We start from the raw sequence: 22,395 nt of genomic DNA, 5'->3' as shown, positions 1-22,395 counted from the left end.
ACGCATGACGGAGGATTGGAATATGCGTTCACTGCTGACGGGTGCCGCGCTTGGCATCGTTCTGGGTGGGTCGGCGGTCGGATTCTCCGCACTGGCCTGGCCACAGGAAAAGCCTGCCGATTCGCGCATGGTGACCTACCAGCAGCTCGAACTCTTCGCTGAAATTCTCGCCCGTGCCCGTCAGGACTATGTGGTCGAGGTTGACGAGAAGGCAGCGATGGAATCGGCCATCAATGGCATGCTCACCTCACTGGACCCGCATTCCGGCTATCTCAATCCGGACGACTTCCGCTCCATGCAGGTGCAGACCTCCGGCGAGTATGGCGGCCTTGGCATTGAAGTGACGATGGAAGATGGCTTCGTCAAAGTCATCTCCCCGATGGACGGCACCCCTGCAGCGCGCGCCGGCATCCAGCCGGGCGACCTTATCACCGCAATCAATGGAAAGCCGATCATCGGCCAGACCCTGAACGATGCCGTCAAGGAAATGCGCGGCGAGAAGGGGACGGACATCCTGATCACCATCCTGCGCGCGGGTGAAGACCCGTTCGACGTGACGCTGACGCGTGAAGTGATCGAACAGAAATCCGTTACCTGGGAAATGGAAAAGAACGATGTCGGCTATTTGCGGATTTCGAGCTTCAACGAGCGCACCACGCTGCTGCTCGAAGAAGGCATCGAAGGCATTTCGAAAGCCACCGGCGGCCGGCCCAAGGGCCTGATCATCGACCTGCGCAATAATGGCGGCGGCCTGCTCGACCAAGCTGTGTCGGTGTCCGACATGTTCCTGTCGGGCGGCGAAGTCGTCTCGACGCAGGGCCGCAGGGCTTCCGATGTTGAGCGCTACAATGCGCGCACGGGTGAAGTGTTCAAGGGCGTGCCTGTTGTCGTGCTGATCAATGGCGGCTCGGCTTCTGCCTCCGAGATCGTTGCCGGGGCGCTCAAGGATCGTGGACGGGCAACCATTGTCGGCACGACGAGCTTCGGCAAGGGTTCGGTCCAGACGGTGATCCCGCTGGGCGCAGATCGCGGTGCGATCCGCCTGACGACGGCGCGCTATTACACGCCGTCGGGCCGGTCGATTCAGGCATTGGGCATCGATCCCGATATCGAGATCACAAATACGCGCCTGACCGAAGAGGAACTGGCGAAGATCAAGCGCTGGTCTGAAGCCGACCTGCCGCATGCCCTGGCCAATGAAGACGGTGAAACCCGGCACCAAATGGAGATGCCGGACGAGCAGCCGCCGGAAGACTACAAGGGCGAAGACTTCCAGCTCGAACGCGCCGTGCAGATGCTCAAGGAAGGCACTGTAACGGCTAGTGCATTTCAGCGGGCTGGTTAACGAATATTTGTAAAGCGTTAACCAGATTGCGGCATCTATGGTCGTTCAGGATTCCATTTGTTGATTACATGAGGTCGCCCCATGCCTTATCGGAGAGACGCTGATCCGTCTCCTCTGCGTACCGGACTTGTCCATGCGGGGTTGAGCCTGCTGGTGTTCGGCGGACTTGCTGGCGCCCTTGGTGCCGGTATCCAGTTTTCAGGTGACCCCTCTGCGGCAGGCCCGCGCCAACAGCTTGCCTTGTTCGAAGTGATCGATGAGGGGAAACCGGAACTGAAAACCCGCCTCAAGACGGACGGAACCGACATGGCGATGCTGCCGCAGGTCGATACCGATGGTTATGCGGAAGTCGAAAGTGGCGACGAACCGAGCCTTGACGTGGCCTATGCCGAGGGCGCCGAAGCGACCGGCACCGGTGGGCCTTCGGATGATGTGATGGCCGATGGCGAGGGTGTTGGTGTTCGCATCAATGGCAAGCTCGTGAAGCCCGGCGAATCCTATGGCGAAGTCACCAAGATCGCGTCGCTGGATGACGCGCCGATTTCAGGCATGACCGAAACGCTGAACGGTGTGCGTCTGCCGCGTATCGCGCCCGATGGCCGGACGCCTTCCGAAGTCTACGCACGCCCGTTTGCCAATCCGAGCCAGAAGCCTGTTGTGGCGCTGGTCGTCGGTGGGCTGGGCATCAATGCCACGCATACGAAATCTGCGATCGAGGAATTGCCGCCGGAAGTGACGCTCTCGTTCGCGCCGGATGCAAACCGTCTCCAGTACTGGATCGACCGGGCCCGCGCTGCCGGGCACGAAGTGCTGATCGAGCTGCCGATGGAAAACTACGATTATGGCCGCATGAAAATGCATCCGCAGACACTGCTGGCTGGCAAGGGCGCCGATGTGAACGTGCCGCGCCTGAATACGCTGCTCGGTCGGGCCTCGGGCTATTTCGGCGTGATCAATTACCAGGGAGCGAAATTCGCCGAGGATGCGGCCGCTGTGCGTCCGGTTCTCGATGTGCTCGGTAAGCGCGGCGTGGCGCTGGTGGAGGATGGCAGCCTTGAGGAGGCCAGCCTCGACAAGGTGGCTGACCAGACGCATGTGCGTTACGCCAAGGCCGCCTCGCCCATCGACACCAAGCTGACGGCGGACGACATCAATCTGGAGCTGATGGAGCTTGAGACCATCGCCAAGGAGAAGGGCGCCGCCATGGGCGCAGGCTATGCTTTCCCGATCACGATCGAGATGGCGAAGATCTGGGCCAGCGAGCTTGGGCCAAAGGGCATCATTCTGGCGCCTGTCTCTGCGCTTGTCGGCACGACGCCTGCAGAATTGGTCGACGCAGAGCGTGTTGCCACTGGCAGCAAGGCGCCGGCTCCTGTAAACCCTGCCGGGTGAAAACATCTATTATTGACCCTGAACGCTATCGCCCGAATGTCGGGCTCGCCCTTTTCTCGAAGGCGGGTCACGTCTTCGTCGGCCGCAGGATAAACGGTCGCGGCGCTTTCCAGTGGCAGATGCCGCAAGGCGGTGTCGACAAGGGCGAATCACCGCGCGATGGCGCGCTGCGAGAGCTTGAAGAAGAGATCGGCGTTCCCGAAAAGCTCGTCGATGTGCTCGAAGAGACCGACGACTGGCTTTATTACGATTTCCCGCCGGACCTGAAGAAGCGCCTGCCGGGCCCCTATATTGGCCAGCGTCAGAAGTGGTTTGCCTTTCGCTTCAAGGGATCTGACAGCGATGTGCGGCTCGACCGCCACACGCCGGAATTCGATGCCTGGCGCTGGGCCCCGCTGGAAGAAACCCCGGGCCTGGTTGTGCCGTTCAAGCGTCTCGTCTATTCCGAAGTAGCCGAGCGGTTCAAACCCTGGGCCGAACCTGTGCATGGCGGCAAGATCGCCCAAGGCTGAGGGAGCGATGCATGCCGAAATCCCTGTTGATGATCCATGGAATTGGTTGCGGCGGCGACGCCTGGGACCATATGCGTCCGGGATTCGAAGCGGCGGGATGGACCTGCGAAGCGCCGACGCTTTTTCCGGATCAGCGCACATTGGAGAACCCACCGGCAAGCCTGCCGGACCTCGGCTTTGATGACTATGTCACGGCCATGCTTGAGGCCGCGCGGAAGATTGAACGCGATACGGGCAGTAAGCCTGCCGTTATCGGACATTCGATGGGCGGCCTTATTGCGCAGTGCCTGGCTGAAAAGGGCGCCGTGTCACAGGCCGTGTTCCTGACGCCGGCGCAGCCCAAGGAATGCGCCAAGATCGGATTATCCGTCGTCTACACGTTCCTCAATATTATCCTGACGCGTAATCGCCAGAAGGCCTACAAGGTGTGGCGGTCGGGCTTCCGCTTTGGGGTGCTGAATTGTGTGCCGAGGCGGCGTCATGACGCGATCTATGCGCTGGCACGCTACGATTCCGGCCAGGTCTATGGTGATATCACTGACGGGATCGAGGTGGACGAAGGACTGGTGACAGTCCCGACGCTGACCATTGCCGCATCGCAGGACCGGGCAACGCCGGCGAGCGCCGTGCGCAAGGTGGGCGAGAAATATGCGCGCTCGCCCGTGCCGGGAGACTTCTTCGAGTACCCGGACAATGCACACTGGATCGTTGATGAGCCGGGCACGGATGCTGTCGTGGCTGACATTGTGGAATGGCTGGACGAACCGTTTCCGGCGCGCGGCTGAGCGACCCATCGCTGCTTTCGGACATGAAAAAAGGCGCTCGCAATTAACGAGCGCCTTTTGAATTTTACGCCTGAGCGCGGCGGAGCCTATTGATTGGCGGCGCGCAGGAAGCGGTTGCGAAGGTCTGCATCCGATTTGAAAACGCCCGTGAACTGGGTCGTGATCGTGGTGACATCCTTGTGGTGCACGCCGCGTGTCGACATGCACTCGTGAACGGCTTCGATCAGGACGGCCGTACCCATTGGCGCGAGGCTGTCCGTGATGGCGTCGCAGATTTGCGCGGTCATCGTTTCCTGCGTCTGGAGGCGTTTGGCAAAGATTTCGACGACGCGGGCGAGTTTTGAGATGCCGACAACGGCGTCCGACGGCTTGTAGGCCACATAGGCCTTGCCGATGAAGGGCGCCATGTGGTGCTCGCAATGGCTCTCGACGTCGATATTGCGCAGGATGACGATGTCGTCATAGCCCTGAACATCTTCGAACGTACGCGAGAGATATTTGACCGGGTCTTCGTCGTAGCCTGAGAACCATTCCTTGTAGGCATTCACGACACGCTTGGGCGTATCGATGAGGCCTTCACGGCGGGGGTCGTCTCCGGCCCAGGCAATGAGCGTGCGAACGGCTTCTTCAGCTTCCTGCACGGTCGGGCGAACGAGAGGTTCCCCCCGCGACTTGTCATTCTTGGGCGTAATGGCGTCCATGGCCATGTTTAAGTGTCCTTCGACTGAGGGACGGAGGTCGAGCCGAGGCTTGGTCTGGGAAACCGGATGGCCCCCTGCCCGGACTTAACGCCCGCCCGAGTTGATACCCTCAGGGCGATGCATGATTAGATAGGCTGGCAATTCAGGCGTTTCCAGAAAATTCTTCCGTGACGCAGAGTAAATCCTTGACTGGAATCGCATTGCCCGCAGCGGTAGCCAGTGGTATCTGCCCCCTCATGAAGCTGTTTCGGACCCTGCTCGCATTGCCAAAAGGCTGTTGCTGTTAAGGCAACTAGTGCCCATTAGGGCATCCGGCCCTGCTGCAGGGCGCTGATTTTACCCCTTTTTCCGTTCGAGCCCGAAATTCCATGACTCTTCGCATTTACGATACCGCTGCCCGCGCAAAGCGCGTTTTTGAACCGCAGGATCCGGCCCGGGTGACGCTCTACGTGTGCGGTCCGACGGTGTATAATTATGCGCATATCGGTAATGCGCGGCCGCCTATCGTGTTTGACGTGCTGCGCCGGGTGCTGGCCAGCCAGTATGGCGCCAAGGCCATCGTCTATGCGCGCAATATCACAGACATCGAGGACAAGATCATTGCGGCGTCGCTTGAAACAGGCGAGCCGATCGAGACGATCACGCACAAGTTTGCGAAAATCTATAATGACGACGTGGCCGCACTGAATGTGATGGCGCCCACGATTGAGCCTTGGGCGACGGGCCATGTGCCGGAAATGATCGAGATCATCGAGAAGCTGGTGCGGACGAAGTATGCCTATGTTGGCACGCAGGGTGTCTGGTTCGCGGTGGGCTCAATGCCGGACTATGGCAAGCTGTCGGGCCGCAAGCCGGAAGACAATGAAGCCGGTGCCCGCGTCGAGGTCGAGACTGACAAGCGCGATCCGGCCGATTTCGCGCTCTGGAAGTTCGCCAAGCCGGGCGAGCCTGAAGACGCGATCTGGGATAGCCCGTGGGGCCGCGGCCGGCCGGGCTGGCATATCGAATGCTCGGCCATGGCGGCCAAGCACCTTGGCAAGACGATCGACATCCATGGTGGCGGCATCGACCTCCAGTTCCCGCACCATGAAAACGAGATTGCCCAGTCGGAATGCGCGCATGGGCAGGTGATGGCCAATTACTGGATGCATAATGGCTTTCTCGACATGGGCGGGGAGAAGATGTCCAAGTCGCTCGGCAATGTCGTGCTTATCCATGACCTGCTGAAGGCATGGCCGGGCGAAGTGCTGCGCTTCGCCATGCTGAGTGGGCACTACCGCGCTGCGCTCGACTGGAACGAGGACCTGCTGAAGCAGGCCAAGACGACGCTTGACCGCGTGTATGGCGCCCTGCGCCGCGTATGGGACGAGGAAGGTGGCAGCGCGCGCGACAAGGGCGTGCTGAAGGCCCTGTCGGATGACCTGAATACGCCCGAGGCGCTGGCTGAACTGTCGCGTCTTGCAAGCGAGGCCAATACGGCCGCCGACCACAAGGACCGCGACGCGATGGCGGATGCGCGGGCGAACCTATTGGCGGCGGGCGCACTGCTGGGCCTGTTGACCCATACGCCGAAGGATTGGGAGCAGGGCGGCGACAGCGACGGCAATGCCCGTATCGACGCGCTGGTTCAGGCCCGTATCGATGCGCGCGCCGCGAAGGACTGGGCTGAGGCAGACCGGATCCGGAATGAGCTGGCGGCTGAAGGCGTGGAAATCATGGATGGCGCGGGCGGATCGACCTGGCGGCGCGTTTAGGGCGCGCGTAAATTTCATCGAAATTCGCGCGGCGAACTGAACGCAGCGTTGGTGTGGCCGGTGTATGGTGCCTCATCACCAGTATTTCGAGGGGCCCATGCAAAGGGGCACTGGCCCGTCGTTTACCTCTCAACTAGGGTCTTCCGGTCACTCGGGAGACCCTTTTTTATGTTCCGGATTTTCGTTGTCTGCGCGGCCATGCTCCTTCTGCCCGGATGCGTGGCGACAAAAGTTGCCAAGACGGCTGTTACCGTTCCCGTGAAGGTCGCATGGGCCGGCGGTAAAATGGCGGGGAAGGGCGTCTATCATGCCGGCAAGGGCGTGCTGAACCTTGCGCATGACAATTATGAAGTTGCCGGGGCGCCCGTGGGCTTTACTGACGCGGCCCAGACGCAGAAATCGGATTTCCTGATGCTGCGGGCGGAATTCATTGATCATGACGGGCGCACGCGCGTGCTGGAGCGAAAGGTGCCTGCTGAGTCGCTTGAGGCCGAACTCGCGGCGCTGGAGCGCAAGCTGGATGGCGCGCCCATGGTGGCCGAGGTCGTATCAATCACAGTTGATGTCGTCTGAGAGCGGTATCCTGACGGATCGTTAAATTGACCATAGTGGGCGGCGCGTGGGACGAATGGGTCTCGGGCCTAGAACCCCCGTTTCAATGCACCCAATTCTTTAAAGGTCGTCCTCTTCACACCTGTTGAGGGCGGCCTCTTTTTGTCGGCCTCTGGCAGCGCTGCTTGTCATCAGAGCCGCCCAAGGCCATCTGTATGCGTGATGAGCGAACTCTATCACAATCGTATCCTGGAACTGGCAGCGAACATTCCGCATGTCGGCACGCTTGAACGCGCCGAGGCCTCTGTGCTGAAGGTGTCCCGTGTGTGCGGGTCGACGGTGAATGTCGAGATCATGCTGGACGAGCGCGGCGATCATGTCGTGGCCATTGCTGTCGAGCCAAAAGCCTGCGCGCTGGGGCAGGCGTCGACGGCGATCCTGTCGGAATATGTGGTCGGGGCGCATGTCGATGAAGTTGTCGCTGCGCGCGATGCGCTGAAGGCGATGCTGAAGGACAAGGGTCCGCCGCCGGAAGGCCGGTTCTGGGAATTGCGGCACCTGCAGGCCGTTGCCGACTATCCCCCGCGCCATACAAGCACGCTGCTGGCCTTTGAAGCCGCTGTGGCGGCGATTGAGCAGGCGCGGGCAGCACGCGGCCTTGCGCCCGTCGAGGCGTCTGAGGGATGAGTGGGCTGCGCCGCAAGACGGCCTATGTGCTGCTGCGGGTCTACAAGGCCAGTTTCTCGCTGGTCTTCTACGCGGCGGGCGCGCGCTGCCAGCACAAGCCGACCTGTAGTGAATATGGCGCTGAATGCGTGGCGCGGCATGGCTGGTGGCCGGGGGGCTGGATGGCGATTGCGCGGTTCATCCGCTGCCGTCCCGGCGGTAGTTTCGGGTATGATCCGGCGCCCGAGACAAAACCTGATGTGCCTGCGTGGCTGCCCTGGCGCTATGGCGACTGGACAACAGGCGGCAGGCCCTTCCCGAACCAGACAATTGAAAACCCGCCGAAAGCGTGAGATAAGCCCGCCCAATGACATGTTCGAACCGTCTCCTGCTGCCCAGCGGCCTGACCACGCGAACCCGCCGGGGTGCATGATCCCCGCGAGGCTGCGTCGCTGTGCGCGCTTCACGTCTCATGTACCCGGTAAACTCCCTCAGAACCCCGGCACGCCAGCCTGATGTAATCGCCACCTTGAATGGGGTGGGATTTTTAGCGAACTCGCGCTAAGCACACCGCCGCAGGCAGGCCTTTCGGAACAAGACTTTGCCGCGCCCCGTGCGCCAGACCGCTGAAGAAGACTGAAACATGATCAAAGTATCCCTGCCCGATGGATCGGTGCGTGAGTTTGAAGAGGGCGCGAGCCCGTTCGATGTCGCAAGTTCCATCTCGAATTCCCTTGCCAAGAAGGCGATTGCCGCCCGTGTCGATGGCGAATTGCGTGACCTGATGCGCCCGCTGGATGGCGATGCGCGCGTTGAAATCGTGACGCCAAATGACGCTGAGGGCCTTGAGCTGATCCGGCATGATGCCGCGCACGTGCTCGCGCAGGCTGTGCAGGCGCTCTATCCCGATACGCAGGTCACGATCGGCCCGGTGATCGATGATGGCTTTTACTATGACTTTGCCCGCGAGACGCCGTTCTCGACGGAGGATTTCGACAAGATCGAAGCCAAGATGCGCGACATTGTCGACGCCGACTATCCGATCATCCGCGAAGTCTGGGACAAGGACGAGGCGATCGCGATGTTCCGGAAGATCGGCGAAGACTACAAGGCGCAGATCATCGACGACATCATCCCGCCGGGCGAAGCGATCACGCTTTATCGTCAGGGCGACTGGTTCGATCTTTGCCGCGGCCCGCACCTGCCATCGACGGGCAAACTGCCGAAGGCTTTCAAGCTGATGAAGCTGGCGGGTGCCTATTGGCGCGGCGACTCCAAGAACGAGATGCTGCAGCGCATGTACGGCACGGCCTGGGCCAATGAGAAGGACCTCAAGGCCCATCTCGAACGCCTGGAAGAGGCCGAGAAGCGCGACCACCGCAAGGTCGGTGCGGCGCTGGACCTGTTCCACTTCCAGCCCGAAGCGCAAGGCTCGGTCTTCTGGCACCCGAAAGGCTTCATGATCTGGCGCCAGCTGGAGGCCTATATCCGCCGCCAGCAGGACGCAGACGGTTATGTGGAGGTGAAGACACCGCAACTGCTGAACTCGGTGTTCTGGGAGCAGTCGGGCCACTGGTCTAAATTCCGCGAGAACATGTTCGTGGTGCCGGACGAGATCCCGTCGACTGAGGATGATGCGCCGATCCTGACAGGCGAAGGTGACCTCATGGCGCTGAAGCCGATGAACTGCCCGGCGCATGTGCAGATATTCAAGAACGGGCAGCGCTCGTATCGTGATCTGCCGATCCGCATGGCGGAGTTCGGTTGCTGTCACCGCAACGAGGCGCATGGCGCCCTGCATGGCCTGATGCGCGTGCGTCAGATGACGCAGGACGATGCGCACATCTTTTGCCGCGAAGACCAGATCGCGGACGAGACGCTGCGCTTCCTGAAACTGTTCGAGCGCGTCTATGGCGATTTCGGCCTGTCGGAGATTTCCTACAAGCTGGCAACGCGGCCTGAGATGCGCGCCGGTACGGACGAGACGTGGGACCGTGCCGAGAAGGCACTGGCTGATGCCCTGACGGCGGCAGGCATGAAATTCGAGATCGCCGAAGGCGAAGGCGCCTTCTATGGTCCGAAACTGGAATTCCACCTGACAGACGCGATTGGCCGGACATGGCAGTGCGGTACATTCCAGCTCGACTATGTTCTGCCGGAACGCCTTGATGCAGAATACACAGGGTCTGATGGTGCCAAGCATCGTCCGGTCATGCTGCACCGCGCCGTGTTCGGGACGTTCGAACGGTTCATGGGCATCCTGATCGAGAACTATGCAGGTGCGTTCCCGCTCTGGCTCTCGCCTGTGCAGATCGTCGTGGCGGCCATTACGGACGCGGCGAACGATTATGCGCTTGAGGCGGCGGCTGCGCTGCGCAAGGCAGGGCTGCGGGTCGAGACAGATCTTCGCAACGAGAAGATCAATTACAAGGTCCGTGAGCATTCGGTGCAAAAGGTGCCGATCATTGCCGTCGTGGGCGGCCGGGAAGCAGAGGAGCGCACGTTGGCGCTGCGGCGCCTCGGTAGCCAGGGCCAGCAGATGATCAGCCTTGATGAGGCCATTGTCAGCCTCGCGCTGGAATCGCTTGCGCCTGATCTGAAGCGGGAAGTGTGATCAAGGACTCGTGACAAGTCAGGGCGTTGGCGACAGAGTGAACGGCATGTCATATGCGCCCATTCTTGCAGCCGCCTTTGTGCTCTGGCCTGTCATGGGCCTGCTTGGCGCGCAGGGTTATGGCCCGCTGCTTGCAGTTGCTGCGGTTCCTGTGCTGGCCATAGCACGCCCGAAAACACCGCCCGCAATCTATGCCCTCATGGCGCTTGTTTTTGTCGGCTGGGCAGCCTTGAGCGATATGTGGTCGCCTGCTTCTCGCGGGTTTGTCTCGGGCAACCTGCTGGAAGGCGACTTCGCGATCCGCGCTTCAGGGGTGCGGATCGTTTTAACGGCCGTTTTCGGCATGCTGGCGGTCGCAGGCGCGCTTCAGATCAAGCAGGGCAATGCGCAGCGCTCTGCGCGCGTCATGCTCGGGGCGTTTGCCGTGCAGGGCCTGCTGGTCGCGCTGAGCGCCGTGATTGGTGGTGCGGTCGTGGCGATGATCTATGGCGCAGACCCTATGGAACAGGCCAAAGGCGCGCAGAACATATCGCGCAATGCCAACGCCTTCATGATCGTGCTGCCGATATTACTGGCTTATCTCGTCGCGCGCCCCGGGTGGAAGTGGCGGGCCGTTGCAGCCGGACTTGTGGTCGCCAGTATTGTAAGCGTGATCTTCGACGACACGGATTCCGGCCTGATCGGCATCGTCTTCATGCTTGCTGCGGCTGCTGTCGTGACGCTGGCCCCCAAGACAGGATATCGCTGGCTGCTGTGTACGGTGGCAGCCTATATTGCCTCAGCGCCATTGCTGATCGGCGCCGGCGTGAAACTCATTTCACAATTGGGCATCTCGCTTCCTGGCTCGTTCCAGTCGCGCGTGTATTCATGGCAGCTGGTCATCAGCAAGTCTGTGGAAGAACCGATCATCGGTCATGGCATCGCGGCCTCAAAGACCTGGCGCGACACCTATGCTGACCATCCGGCGTGGCTCGCGCAATTGCCGGCTTCATGGGCCGAGTATCCGGTCATTCCCGGCCATCCCCATAACATGGCATTGCAGATATGGGCCGAGACAGGCGTTATGGGTGCCGTCGTGGCGGCCCTGACACTTGTTGTCATAGGGTTTCGCCTGCCGGCACCTTCCACGCTGCGGACGGACATTCGCTATGCGATTGCCGGGCTTGTGGGTGTCGTCGTCAGCCTGTTCAGTTTCTCCTATAATGTCTGGAACGATTCCTTCTGGGCGAGCATCATACTGGCCGTGTGCGGGATCATCCTGCTGTCGCGGCGGGAACGACTCTCACTGTGAGCGCACTGCCAACGACCTCCGCCATTGTCGTGAGCTATCATACCGGGCCACGGCTGCAGGAATGTCTCTACGCACTGAAGTCAGACCCTGATATTTCCGAGATCATCCTCGTGGATAATGGCAACACGCCTGAAGCCGAAGCGTGGATCGACAGTTTCATTGCGCGCACGGAGACGGCGTGTCTCATCCGGGCGGGCGACAATCCGGGGTTTGGGACCGCCGTCAATCGCGGGGCAGCCAGCGCCCTTGGGGAGCTGCTTCTTGTGATCAATCCGGATGCCATCATCAGGCGCGGGTCTGTCGGTCCTCTCTTTGCAGCGATGTCGGGACAACCGGACCCGGTTCTGGTCGGCGGCAAGATCTTTGATCTGCACGGGCGGGAGGAGCGCGGATGCCGCCGTAATACGCTGACGCTCGCGCGTGCGCTGGGACTTGGGCAGTGGACACTGGACCATGAACCGGCTCCCCTCGGACCTATCGCCGTAGGCGCTGTTTCAGGGGCGTTCTTCCTGATGCGTCGGGATGGCTTTCATGCGCTCGGCGGATTTGACGAGGATTATTTCCTCCATGTCGAGGATGTCGACCTCTGCCGGCGTGTGATCGAGGCGGGTGGCGCGGTGATCTACCAGCCGCTGGCGGGCGCCCTGCACTATGGGGCGACATCGGATGCGCCGTCCGGTGTGGTGCAGGCTTACAAGGCCCGAAGCCTTGCGCGTTATTTCCGCAAGTTCGCAAAAGGCCCGTTTGAGCGGGCGCTGGTGGCCGCGATTAAACCGCTCTTCGCTGTGGCGCTTAAGCTGCGCGCCTAGAGGATCGCTGGGATCACGCGGTCCGGTGGACGGTGACCATCGGCGAACGTCTTGATGTTAATGATGACTTTCTCACCCATCTCGGTGCGGCCTTCGATTGTGGCTGAACCCATGTGAGGCAGGAGCAGCACATTGGGCAGGCCAATCAGGTCTTCACTGACGGCAGGCTCGCGTTCGAATACGTCAAGGCCAGCGCCGGCAATCTTGCCCGATTTGAGCGCCCTTGCGAGGGCGGCTTCGTCAATTACCTCACCGCGCGCCGTATTGATGAGATAGGCTTCCGGCTTCATCAGGTCGAGGCGGCGGGAATTCATCAGGTGGAATGTCGCCGGGGTGTGCGGGCAATTGATGGACACGATGTCCATGCGCGAGAGCATCTGGTCGAGGCTGTCCCAATAGGTTGCCTCCAGCAGCTCCTCGGTGCGCGGGCTGACGGGCTTGCGGTTATGGTAGTGGATCTGCAGGCCAAAGGCCTTGGCGCGGCGGGCAACCGCCTGACCGATACGGCCCATGCCGACGATCCCGAGTCGTTTGCCAGCGAGGCGGCGACCCATCATCCAGGTGGGTGTCCAGCCATCAAACGTGCCGTTTTCCATTACCATGGCGCCCTCGTGGAGGCGGCGCGGCACGGCGAGGATCAGCGCCATCGCGACATCGGCTGTGTCGTCTGTCAGCACTCCGGGCGTGTTGGTCACGGTGATGCCGCGCTGCACGGCGCTTTGCACGTCAATATTGTCAACGCCGGCCCCGAACTGGGCGATCAGGCGCAGCTGGTCACCGGCGCGGGCGAGCACCTTGCTGTCGATCCGGTCGGTGACTGTGGGCACGAGGACGTCGGCCGTCTGGACGGCGGCGACAAGTTCCTCGTGAGTGAAAGCGTGGTCGTCCTGGTTCAGGCTTGTGTCGAACAATTCCTTCATGCGCAGCTCGACGGGGGCGGGCAGCTTCCGGGTTACGACGATCTTCAGTTTCTTGGCTGGCATCTGGCCCCCTCGTAATTCTTTCCTCGGGCTTAGCAGAGCGATCCCGGAACGCCAACGCCTGTTGTTTTACACGTGATTCATCTGGGTGTGAGAGTGTGAGGGTCTCAACAGCGAGTTTGGCTTCCTGCGCATGAAATGGGCACCCTTTTTAGTATCGGGAATCTTCCTGTTCGGCGGCTTTGCGGCGGCCGAAGGCCCGCAGGTTACGCGCATCAGCCAGTTCTCCGGCAAGGCAGTTCCGCGCTTTGAAGTGTTAAAATTTGCCGCAGTGAACGGTCGCAAGGGACCGAGCCGGGATCAGGAAATCCTCTGGCGCTACGAGCGCAAAGGGTTGCCCATGTTGATCATCAAGGAGAGCCGCGACTGGCGGCGGGTGCGCGACCCATCTGGCGACGAGGTTTGGGTGCATGCGCGCATGCTGGAGCCGGGCGCGGCGGCGATGGTGCAGTCGGCGACCGTGATGCATGAGACGGCCGATGCGGCGAGCCCGGAAGTCGCGTCACTGGAAGCTGGCGTACTTGTGCGGCTGGGCGATTGCGAAGTGAAATGGTGCGCTGTCGAGGTGCAGAATTTCAATGGTTGGGCGCTGCGCGAAGCGCTGTGGGGCGCTGACACAGGTGAGGCAGGTCTGTAATTCCGGGTGGCTCGGACGGTTGACAAGCCGGGCCGGTCACTGTGGTTAGGCGGTTACGCTAAATTCCAGGAGAATCCGCGATGTCCGGTCCGCACGATTATCACACGCCGAAGTCCAGCTATACGAAGGCTGACCTGCTCGAGTCGGGCAAGGGCGGGTATTTCGGGCCCGGCAATGCGCAGCTGCCTGCGCCGCCAATGCTGATGATGGACCGGATTACCGAGATCAGCATGGATGGTGGTGTTTACGGCAAAGGCCACGTCATCGGCGAGCTGGATATCGATCCGAGCCTCTGGTTCTTTGCATGCCACTTTCCGGGCGATCCGGTGATGCCGGGCTGTCTCGGTCTCGATGCGATGTGGCAGGCTGTCGGCTATTGGCTCGGTTGGTCCGGCAGCCCGGGCAAGGGCCGTGCGCTGGGTGTTGGCGAGGTCAAATTTACCGGCGAGATTACGCCGGATTGCAAGCTGGTGCGCTACGAGATCGACATTCACCGCGTGCGCCGCGGCAAGCTGGTTCTGGGCATTGCGGACGGCAAGGTGTTCGTCGACGAGCGCCACGTCTACACGGCCAATGACATGAAAGTGGGCCTGACGGTTCCGGGCCAGGCGACGCCGGTTTAGGGCGTAGAAAATCCGACTGAAACCCGTCAAAGGCCCTGCATATGCCGTGCAGAAACCCTTGGTCGCACGCCAAACCCTTGGATCGGTTGAGCTGTGCGGCGCTTGACGGTTTGACCGTGTCCGCCTAGCCCCTTGGGCAGAAAAACAGCCAATGAGGAGGCCCGCATGGCCGAAGAATGGAACCTGCCGTCCGGTGACCTGATGAAGGGCAAGCGCGGCATCGTCATGGGCGTCGCCAACCAGAACTCGATTGCCTGGGGCATTTCCAAACAGCTGGCTGCCCAAGGCGCCGAGATTGCCTTCACGTATCAGGGCGAGACGCTGGAGCGCCGTGTGCGCCCGCTCGTCGAGAGCATCGGCATGGACATGATGATCCCGGCTGACGTGACCGATGATGCGAGCATGGACGCCGCGTTCGCCGAGATCAAAGCCAAGTGGGGCAAGATCGACTTTCTCGTCCATTCGATTGCCTTTGCCGGCAAGGACGAGCTGCAGGGCTCTATGGTGGCCAACACGACGCGCGAAGGCTTTCGCCGCGCGATGGATATCTCGGTCTATTCCTTCATCGACTGCGCGCGGCGCGGCGCCGAGCTGATGCCGGATGGCGGATCGATCATGTGCATGACCTATCTCGGCGCAGAACGAACCGTTCCGTCCTATAACGTCATGGGTGTCGCCAAGGCGGCGCTTGAGGCCTCGACGCGCTATGCGGCGCGCGATCTCGGGCCGCAAGGCATCCGCGTCAACGCGATCTCGGCAGGCGCCATGCGCACGCTGTCGCTGGCGGGCATCAAGGGCGGCAAGAGCCTGATGGGCACGGGCCGCGACTGGTCGCTGCTGAAGGAAGACACGAGCATGGAAGGCGTCGCCGGCTGCGCGCTCTACCTGCTCTCACCGCTCGGCCGCTCGATTGCTGGCGAAGTCATCCATGTCGACGCTGGTTTCCACGTCGTCGGCGTGCCGGATGTGCCGGAGGAATAGGCCTCAGTTCACGATCGTGACGGATGGTCCTGCCAGCCGGATTGAATAGATCATGCCTTTCTTTTCGCCCATCTGGATGCTGAAGGCGGCGAGGTCTACGTCGCCCTTGAGGCCGTCGGGGACAATGGCGCCGCGCGGGGTTTGCCGGAAGGGCGTGTAGGCATGGCCCGGTGTTTCGGCTTCGAAGTGGCGGAAGGTCCAGTCATTGAGCGAGGGCTCTGCGGTGAGGCTCTGGCCCGCCGCCATGCGCAGCGGCACGTCTTCGCTGAGCGTACCGGAAAGGCCTGCAAAGACCTGCGTGGCCCAGACGCCTTGCCTGGTGACGAGGACGCCAATGGCGACATGTGTGAAGTCCGGATTCAGGATATTGGCGCGGTGGCTGGGGCTGTTCATCAGGTTCGCGTGAAGCTGCGGCAGGCTTTTCGCGAAATTGTAACGGCCCTTGACGATTTCGAGCATGGCGAGGTTTTCGGCTGAGCGCTGCAGGAGCGCGCGCCGGTCGAGCGCCGTCAGCCGGTCACCCGGAGTGCGCCCATCGGGCCCGATATGATCGAAGAAATGATTGGCGGCCATGTCCAGGCTCTGGAAGCGGGCCGGGGCGAGCAGTTCCCGGCGTAGCTGTAGGGGCGGGAGGTCATGGGCAGCGCGCGCTTCGTTTATGCGCGTCAGGAAGCCAGCCTCCATTTTCAAGTCAAACCTGTAGCCGGGAGGCAGTTGCGCAAGGCACGGGCGCACCGTCTCCACATAGTCGGCTGTGCTCTGGCCACGCGCGCCAAGGCGCAGGTCGCAGGCCTGTGCGGCGCTGGCCATGAGAATGCCGGCGCCTGCGAGTGCCAGCCATTTGGACAGGGTTCGCCTCATGCACGAAAGCCTAGCGGCGCCCAAGGGCGTGGCCCAGCTTTTTGTGCAGCCGGAACATTCCCCTTTGAGGCCGGTTTACCCGGAAGGATAAGACGGATGGGAGGTGTGGCATGTTGATGATGGTGATTGTGGTGGCGGTTGTGTCCGGGGCCTTGGTCGCCGGCGCGGCATGGGGTCTCTACGGCAAACTGCCCAAGCCATTGGAGGGCTTTCTCGTGGCGCTTGCGGGCGGCGCGCTGATCCTTTCTGTCGTGACAGAGCTGATTGAACCGTCGATTGAGACTTCCACCCTCTGGCTCTCCATGCTGATGACTGCTGTGGGCGCGGCCGTGTTCACGGGCGTCGATTACCTGATCGATGAAAAATGGAATAGCGATAGTGGCGGCGGCCTGCTGGCGGCGATCACGCTGGATGGCGTGCCGGAGAACCTTGCGCTGGGCGTTGCGCTGATTGGCGCGGAGCCCATGGCTGTCGCGGCCCTTGCCGGATCAATTCTGCTGTCGAACTTGCCCGAGGCTGCGGGTGGAGCAAAGGAGATGGCAGAGAACGGCACATCGAAAACGAAGGCGCTGATGATGTGGCTCGCTGCGGCGGCCCTGCTGTCAGCGGCGGCTGTTCTCGGCAACCTCCTGCTTGAAGGGGCAAGCCCGCATTTGCTGGCGGGGATCCGCTGCCTGGCAGCCGGCGCCGTGATTGCTTCACTGGCGACCGAAGTGTTCCCGCAGGCCTATAAAGAGGATTCCCATATGGCGGGCATTGCAACAGCGCTGGGTTTCATCCTGGCGCTTGTGCTCAGCGAGATTGGCTAGAGTTTCGCCCTGTCAGCGAGGACGCCGAGCGAGCGCAGGCGCTCGAGCACGGGCGCAACCATGCGCTCAATCGCCTCGGCATTCGGACGGACATTGCCATAGGCGGGCAGGCCCTCGTCAGCGATGACGAGATCGGCCTCGAACTTGGCCGGATGGGTCCAGCGATAATGCGCGGCGCGGACAGTGGACATGTATTGCTCAAGCACATTATCGACGTCGCGGCCGCGATCGATCACGTCGCGCCGGATGCGGCGGGCGAGGCGCAGGTCGTCGGGCGTGTCGACATAGACGGAAAGGTCGATCTGGGAGCGGATCTTGGGCATGGAGAGGGCATGGATGCCTTCGAGCAGCAGGATTGGCGCCGGCTCGATACGGCGGGTCTTTTCACTACGGTCGTGGCGCTCGTAATCATAGATCGGTTGGTCAACGCCGTGGCCGGATTTGAGGGCTTTAAGGTCGCGGACAAGGTGGTCGACTTCCTTGGAGATCGGGTCGTCATAGTTGACGCCGGCGATGATGGCCTGTCGCTCTTCCTCCGTCGTATAGTCACCATAGTGGCGCATAGGGTGGTAGTAGGCGTCTTCCCCGAACATGACAGCCTGGCCTGGGCCGAGGTGTTCGAGCAGCGCTTCGGCGAGCGTTGACTTGCCAGAGCCGGAGCCGCCGGACATGGCGATGAGGAAGGCGGATTTGCGTTTGGTCATGAGGGCTGCTTAGCGCCAAACCGGGGCATTTTCCAATAGTTCCGGTCTGTTCAGCTGTGCAGAAATGAAAAGCCCGGCCCCTGTGCAGGGCCGGGCGGGGGACGCACGATAGATGCGTGTCTACCGGCCGACGACAAGCGGGCCGCGCAGGGCGTATTCCTGCGTGTTGCGGGCCATGTCGAAGGTGACATAGGCCTGCTGGCCGGGCGCTAGCGTGCCGGTCATGTTGGCGCCATAGCCGCGCGCAACGGTTTCGCCTTCGGGTGTGGTCAGGCGCCAGCCGACGGGTTGCACGCCTTTCTCGTCAAATGTCGCCTTGATATCTGCCGGGCCCGAGACTTGAACGGGTAGGGGAGATTCAAGGTGGCCATCGACGCGCGCGAAGAGCTGGACGATGTAAGTGCGGCCATTGGCTTTGGCGATGCCGATGCCTGTATGGGTGAAGGCATCGCGCGTCATGTTGCTCGCATTGACCGGGTCTGCCCGTAGCGCTTTGAACACCGCATCAGCATCCCCTTCGCCTTCGAGGATAGCAATGTTGGCACCTGCTGCGCCAATCAGCACTGAACGGTCCAGCATGCGGACGCGCTCCAGATGGCCACGGCCTTCCTTGTCCATGTGGCCGGCATAATTGCGGGCGGCCATGTCCATCGCGTGGATGCGCGCGGCTTCTTCGAGTGAGGCAAGGGGAATGAGGGCGGGCTCATTGTTTGCAGCCCGGACGGCATCCGTTGCCTGAATGAGCGATTTCTCGAGCCTGGCATCCTTGGCGATGCTTGTCGGCGTGCTGTAGCAGGCCGCGACTTCCTGATTGTAGGCCACGGGATCGAGCGGCAGGCCGTCTGCGAGTTCGCAGGTCGACACGGCCGACGCGGGAAATGCGAGCGCCGCAAAGGCTAGCGCCGACACTGACATATATTTGTAATGTGACTGTAACATAAGTGTCACATTAGTTTCATGACACTTCCGTGTCAATGAAAATTCATCCGGGTACAGAAAGATGTAGTATTTGCGGCAGGCCGGATTGGACACTGACGCAAAGAAAAAGGGCCACCCCGAAGGGCGGCCCTGATCTGCTGCTTACAAGAAACTGTAAGTCTATTCTTCGCCTTCGGCGCCTTCGAACTGCTTGCCGGTCGCTTGATCGACAACTTTCATCGACAGGCGAACCTTGCCGCGATCGTCAAAGCCCATGAGCTTGACCCAGACCTTGTCGCCTTCTTTGACCAGTTCCTTCGGATGGCCGATGCGCTCTTTCGCCATTTGCGAAACGTGCACGAGACCGTCCTTCGGGCCGAAGAAGTTCACGAAGATACCGAAGTCTTTCAGGCCAACCACGGTGCCCTGATAGATTTCGCCGACTTCGGCTTCTGCGGTGATTTCCTTGATCATCTTCATGGCCTTTTCGATCGCCGGGCGGTCGAGCGCAGAGATCTGCACTGTGCCGTCGTCGTCGATATTCACCTTGGCGCCGGATTCTTCGACGATGCCACGGATGACCTTGCCGCCGGAACCGATAACGTCACGGATCTTGTCGGTTGGCACTTTCATGATTTCCATCTGAGGTGCGTTTTCCGACAGGCTGTCGCGCGACGTGTCGAGGGCTTTCGCCATCTCGGCGAGGATGTGCATGCGCCCACCCTTTGCCTGCTCGAGCGCCGTTTTCATGATGTCTTTCGTGATACCGGCGATCTTGATGTCCATTTGCAGGGACGTCAGACCTTTTTCGGTACCGGCAACCTTGAAGTCCATGTCGCCGAGGTGGTCTTCATCGCCAAGAATGTCGGAGAGGACGGCCACGCCGTTTGGTTCCTTGATCAGGCCCATGGCGATACCCGAGACAGGACGGGTGACCGGCACGCCGGCATCCATCATGGCAAGCGAGCAACCGCAAACCGTTGCCATCGAGGACGAGCCATTGGACTCGGTGATCTCGGAGACGAGGCGGATCGTGTACGGGAACTCGGCGTGGTCAGGCAGGACAGCCTGAAGCGCGCGCCATGCGAGTTTGCCGTGACCGATTTCGCGGCGACCAGCGCCACCCATGCGGCCTGTCTCACCGACCGAATAGGGCGGGAAGTTGTAGTGCAGCATGAACTTGGACTTGGACGTACCGTCGAGACCGTCGATGAATTGCTCATCATCGCTGGTGCCGAGCGTTGCGACGCAGATCGCCTGCGTTTCACCGCGGGTGAACAGCGAGGAGCCGTGCGTGCGTGGCAGGAAGCCGGCAATGGCTTCGATCGAGCGGACCTGATCAAGGGCACGGCCGTCGATACGCTTGCCGGTCTTGATGATGTCACCACGGACGACCGAAGCTTCAGCTTCCTTGAACGAGGCCTTGAAGGCATCGCCGGTCATCTCGCCGGGTGCTTCTTCGGTGCCGACGAGGGCCGCTTTGGCCTTGTCGCGGGCAGCGCCCACAGCAGCCTGACGCTCAAGCTTGTCAGTGATCGAGTAAGCAGCCGACAGGTCCTTGCCGACCAGTTTCTGGATGGCTTCGAGGGCAGCGGAGTTGTCGTCCGGTTCGAAGTCGAAGGGTTCCTTGGCAGCTTTTTCGGCGAGATTGATGATCGCGTCGATGATGGGCTGCATGGATTCGTGACCGGCCATGACAGCGCCGAGCATGACATCTTCGGAAAGCTCATAGGCTTCCGATTCAACCATCATCACTGCGTCGGCGGTGCCGGCGACAACGAGATCAAGGTCGGAGTCTTCGAGTTCGGCGATGGTTGGGTTGATGACGTACTCGCCATCGATATAGCCAACGCGTGCCGCGCCGATCGGGCCCATGAATGGGGCGCCGGACAGGACGAGGGCAGCCGAAGCGCCGATCATGCCGAGGATGTCGGCATCGTTCTCGAGGTCATAGGACATGCAGGTGAGGACGACCTGGACTTCGTTCTTGAAGCCTTTGACGAAAAGCGGGCGGATCGGGCGGTCGATCAGGCGCGATGTCAGCGTCTCTTTGTCCGTCGGGCGGCCTTCACGTTTGAAGAAGCCACCTGGGATGCGGCCCGATGCGTAGTATTTTTCCATATAGTTGACGGTCAGGGGGAAGAAGTCCTGGCCTGGCTTGGCCGACTTGGCGAAGCATGCGGTCGCGAGAACCTGGGTATCCCCGTAGGTTACCATGACGGCGCCGTCTGCCTGACGTGCCACTTGGCCCGTTTCAATTGTCAGCGTGCGTCCCGCCCATTCCAGCGACACGGATTGTTTGTTGAACATTTCGATTGTCTTTCTTTTCACATACGAAAAGCCCGCCGCGGCCCTATTGCCCGGCGGGCTTGTTTTTCGGACCTAGCGGCGGATGCCGAGTTCCGTGATGAGCGTCGTGTAACGCGCTTCATCTTTGCCTTTGACATAGTCAAGGAGCTTCCGGCGCGTGGCGACCATGGTCAGCAAGCCGCGGCGGGAGTGGTTGTCTTTTTTATTGGTCTTGAAGTGGTCGGTCAGGTTGTTGATGCGTTCCGTAAGGATCGCGACCTGAACTTCCGGGGAACCTGTATCACCATCCTTGATGGCGAATTTCTTGATCAGTTCCTGCTTTTTTTCTGCCGTAATCGACATCGGGTCTCTTTCTATAAAATCGCCAAAAGGCGAATGTTTGCAGTGTATTGCGGCCTCATGGACGCGGGGTTTTGAGAGAATTCGGGGCCTGGTGTCCGCAGCCGGGATGTCGTCCAGCAAGGGATTCAGGGCGATATTCGCCTCAAGGGGCGGCTTATGACGGATTTAGGCCCGTTTGGGAAGGGGGCGGGGTGATATGGCCGGTCGTCTGGCGCTGTGCGTTTTGAGGGCGTCAGGCTGTCCAAATCCCTATTCGAGTGGATGTGGTTTCAGATCGCTGGAAGCGATATGCCAGCGCAGCTGCTCTTCCGTGGCGCCAGGCACGTCGTTGACCCGTTTAATCGTGACCGGGCCGACCATGCGGAAGGGCTGCCCATCCGTCATCTCACCCGTCATGGTGACTTCCGGCTCATAGTAGAGCGAGCCGGCTGCGCCCTCGGCCTGGGCGTCCGTGTATTCGATATGGATGGACTTGTACTGCTGATAGGCGGCCGCGAATTCGGCCTCCGAGAGGCCACTCTGGGCCCCTTCGTCTCCCCATTGGGCCCGCGCTGTGGACCAATCGCCCGCTTCAAGCGCGCTGGCCCAGGTTTGCAGGACGCTTTCGGGTGTGGACGCGGTGACCGGCGCCTCAGGGGCAGGATTGGTCTGTTCCGGTGCAACGGCGCCCGGCTCTGCCATCGTGGCCGGCTCCGGGACGGGCACTTCGGTTTCAGGTGGCTGGCAGGCGGCAGCGAGGAGCGCGAGTGTGCAGATGGCGATACGGTTCATCCTTTTACTCCTTTCAAGAGTGTCGGGACATCAATCGC

At 61.1% G+C, this 22,395-nt stretch carries 23 protein-coding genes; 15 read left to right on the top strand and 8 right to left on the bottom strand.

Features of this window, described 5'->3' with window-relative positions; translation table 11 throughout:
• Nucleotides 1-4: 4 nt before the first annotated feature.
• From HOC_RS14535 to HOC_RS14520, 4 genes are all read left to right on the top strand, one after another.
• Entirely contained in the window at nucleotides 5-1,345 is a 1,341-nt protein-coding gene (locus HOC_RS14535) for a S41 family peptidase (RefSeq protein ID WP_241767041.1), read from the top strand.
• 81 nt (nucleotides 1,346-1,426) lie between these two features.
• Nucleotides 1,427-2,737, top strand: coding sequence for a divergent polysaccharide deacetylase family protein (locus HOC_RS21400; RefSeq protein ID WP_084146344.1), 1,311 nt, complete (start codon nucleotides 1,427-1,429; stop codon nucleotides 2,735-2,737).
• The gene (locus tag HOC_RS14525; RefSeq protein ID WP_035539837.1) at nucleotides 2,734-3,249 is read left to right on the top strand and encodes an RNA pyrophosphohydrolase; all 516 of its coding nucleotides are present in this window, start codon (nucleotides 2,734-2,736) and stop codon (nucleotides 3,247-3,249) included. The genes HOC_RS21400 and HOC_RS14525 overlap by 4 nt, the downstream gene beginning before the upstream one ends.
• Before the next feature lie 11 nt (nucleotides 3,250-3,260).
• On the top strand, nucleotides 3,261-4,034 hold the full coding sequence (locus HOC_RS14520) for an alpha/beta hydrolase (RefSeq protein ID WP_035539834.1): 774 nt from the start codon (nucleotides 3,261-3,263) through the stop codon (nucleotides 4,032-4,034).
• A gap of 86 nt (nucleotides 4,035-4,120) precedes the next feature.
• Here the strand turns inward: HOC_RS14520 and folE are convergent, their stop codons facing one another.
• Nucleotides 4,121-4,735 carry a GTP cyclohydrolase I FolE gene (folE, locus tag HOC_RS14515; protein ID WP_035539897.1) on the bottom strand — a complete coding sequence of 205 codons (615 nt, stop codon included), beginning with the start codon at nucleotides 4,733-4,735 and terminating at the stop codon, nucleotides 4,121-4,123.
• A 368-nt stretch (nucleotides 4,736-5,103) separates the two neighbouring features.
• Here folE and cysS point away from each other — a divergent pair, with 368 nt between their 5' ends.
• The 7 genes from cysS (at nucleotide 5,104) to HOC_RS14480 (ending at nucleotide 12,421) form a co-directional block, all read left to right on the top strand.
• On the top strand, nucleotides 5,104-6,489 hold the full coding sequence (gene cysS, locus HOC_RS14510; protein ID WP_035539832.1) for a cysteine--tRNA ligase: 1,386 nt from the start codon (nucleotides 5,104-5,106) through the stop codon (nucleotides 6,487-6,489).
• Between the two features lie 168 nt (nucleotides 6,490-6,657).
• On the top strand, nucleotides 6,658-7,062 hold the full coding sequence (locus HOC_RS14505) for a hypothetical protein (protein WP_035539830.1): 405 nt from the start codon (nucleotides 6,658-6,660) through the stop codon (nucleotides 7,060-7,062).
• Nucleotides 7,063-7,263: 201 nt separating this feature from the next.
• Nucleotides 7,264-7,728 carry an iron-sulfur cluster assembly scaffold protein gene (locus tag HOC_RS14500; protein ID WP_206741580.1) on the top strand — a complete coding sequence of 155 codons (465 nt, stop codon included), beginning with the start codon at nucleotides 7,264-7,266 and terminating at the stop codon, nucleotides 7,726-7,728.
• Complete coding sequence (yidD, locus tag HOC_RS14495) at nucleotides 7,725-8,060, top strand: membrane protein insertion efficiency factor YidD (protein WP_035539825.1); 336 nt, start codon at nucleotides 7,725-7,727, stop codon at nucleotides 8,058-8,060. Before HOC_RS14500 ends, yidD begins: the two co-directional genes overlap by 4 nt.
• Before the next feature lie 290 nt (nucleotides 8,061-8,350).
• Nucleotides 8,351-10,321: a threonine--tRNA ligase gene (gene thrS, locus HOC_RS14490; protein WP_035539823.1), complete on the top strand. Its 1,971-nt coding sequence runs from the start codon at nucleotides 8,351-8,353 to the stop codon at nucleotides 10,319-10,321.
• A gap of 46 nt (nucleotides 10,322-10,367) precedes the next feature.
• Nucleotides 10,368-11,612, top strand: a complete 1,245-nt coding sequence (locus tag HOC_RS14485; protein ID WP_035539822.1) for an O-antigen ligase family protein — start codon at nucleotides 10,368-10,370, stop codon at nucleotides 11,610-11,612.
• A complete protein-coding gene (locus HOC_RS14480; protein WP_051624926.1) occupies nucleotides 11,609-12,421 on the top strand; it encodes a glycosyltransferase family 2 protein in 813 nt (270 codons plus the stop codon). Before HOC_RS14485 ends, HOC_RS14480 begins: the two co-directional genes overlap by 4 nt.
• Here HOC_RS14480 and HOC_RS14475 read toward each other — a convergent pair.
• Entirely contained in the window at nucleotides 12,418-13,404 is a 987-nt protein-coding gene (locus HOC_RS14475; RefSeq protein ID WP_035539821.1) for a 2-hydroxyacid dehydrogenase, read from the bottom strand. The two genes, HOC_RS14480 and HOC_RS14475, sit on opposite strands and share 4 nt — an antisense overlap.
• Nucleotides 13,405-13,534: 130 nt before the next feature.
• Between HOC_RS14475 and HOC_RS14470 the strand changes: the two genes are divergently transcribed.
• The 3 genes from HOC_RS14470 (at nucleotide 13,535) to HOC_RS14460 (ending at nucleotide 15,642) form a co-directional block, all read left to right on the top strand.
• The gene (locus tag HOC_RS14470; RefSeq protein WP_051624925.1) at nucleotides 13,535-14,038 is read left to right on the top strand and encodes an SH3 domain-containing protein; all 504 of its coding nucleotides are present in this window, start codon (nucleotides 13,535-13,537) and stop codon (nucleotides 14,036-14,038) included.
• Nucleotides 14,039-14,118: 80 nt separating this feature from the next.
• A complete protein-coding gene (gene fabA / locus HOC_RS14465; protein WP_034736430.1) occupies nucleotides 14,119-14,661 on the top strand; it encodes a bifunctional 3-hydroxydecanoyl-ACP dehydratase/trans-2-decenoyl-ACP isomerase in 543 nt (180 codons plus the stop codon).
• A 165-nt stretch (nucleotides 14,662-14,826) separates the two neighbouring features.
• The gene (locus HOC_RS14460; protein ID WP_035539819.1) at nucleotides 14,827-15,642 is read left to right on the top strand and encodes an enoyl-ACP reductase FabI; all 816 of its coding nucleotides are present in this window, start codon (nucleotides 14,827-14,829) and stop codon (nucleotides 15,640-15,642) included.
• Between the two features lie 3 nt (nucleotides 15,643-15,645).
• Here the strand turns inward: HOC_RS14460 and HOC_RS21395 are convergent, their stop codons facing one another.
• Nucleotides 15,646-16,503 carry a CAP domain-containing protein gene (locus HOC_RS21395; RefSeq protein ID WP_051624924.1) on the bottom strand — a complete coding sequence of 286 codons (858 nt, stop codon included), beginning with the start codon at nucleotides 16,501-16,503 and terminating at the stop codon, nucleotides 15,646-15,648.
• A gap of 110 nt (nucleotides 16,504-16,613) precedes the next feature.
• Here HOC_RS21395 and HOC_RS14450 point away from each other — a divergent pair, with 110 nt between their 5' ends.
• Nucleotides 16,614-17,312 (top strand): ZIP family metal transporter, encoded by a 699-nt coding sequence (locus HOC_RS14450; RefSeq protein WP_035539817.1) that lies wholly within the window; start codon nucleotides 16,614-16,616, stop codon nucleotides 17,310-17,312.
• Here the strand turns inward: HOC_RS14450 and udk are convergent.
• The 5 genes from udk to HOC_RS21390 all read right to left on the bottom strand — a co-directional run bounded on the left by udk (nucleotide 17,309) and on the right by HOC_RS21390 (nucleotide 22,357).
• On the bottom strand, nucleotides 17,309-18,016 hold the full coding sequence (udk, locus tag HOC_RS14445; RefSeq protein ID WP_035539815.1) for a uridine kinase: 708 nt from the start codon (nucleotides 18,014-18,016) through the stop codon (nucleotides 17,309-17,311). The genes HOC_RS14450 and udk overlap by 4 nt on opposite strands.
• A 120-nt stretch (nucleotides 18,017-18,136) precedes the next feature.
• Entirely contained in the window at nucleotides 18,137-18,955 is an 819-nt protein-coding gene (locus tag HOC_RS14440) for a CAP domain-containing protein (protein ID WP_035539813.1), read from the bottom strand.
• A gap of 159 nt (nucleotides 18,956-19,114) precedes the next feature.
• Nucleotides 19,115-21,244 carry a polyribonucleotide nucleotidyltransferase gene (pnp, locus tag HOC_RS14435; protein WP_035539809.1) on the bottom strand — a complete coding sequence of 710 codons (2,130 nt, stop codon included), beginning with the start codon at nucleotides 21,242-21,244 and terminating at the stop codon, nucleotides 19,115-19,117.
• Nucleotides 21,245-21,316: 72 nt separating this feature from the next.
• Nucleotides 21,317-21,586, bottom strand: a complete 270-nt coding sequence (gene rpsO, locus HOC_RS14430) for a 30S ribosomal protein S15 (protein ID WP_034736417.1) — start codon at nucleotides 21,584-21,586, stop codon at nucleotides 21,317-21,319.
• Nucleotides 21,587-21,835: 249 nt separating this feature from the next.
• Nucleotides 21,836-22,357, bottom strand: a complete 522-nt coding sequence (locus HOC_RS21390) for a hypothetical protein (protein ID WP_051624923.1) — start codon at nucleotides 22,355-22,357, stop codon at nucleotides 21,836-21,838.
• Nucleotides 22,358-22,395 lie beyond the last annotated feature (38 nt).

The organism is Hyphomonas oceanitis SCH89 (assembly GCF_000685295.1).
In the GTDB taxonomy this organism is placed as follows: Bacteria; Pseudomonadota; Alphaproteobacteria; order Caulobacterales; family Hyphomonadaceae; genus Hyphomonas; species Hyphomonas oceanitis.
The sequence above is the reverse complement of the archived record's forward strand: the minus strand, read 5'-3'. Positions and strand labels throughout refer to the sequence as shown.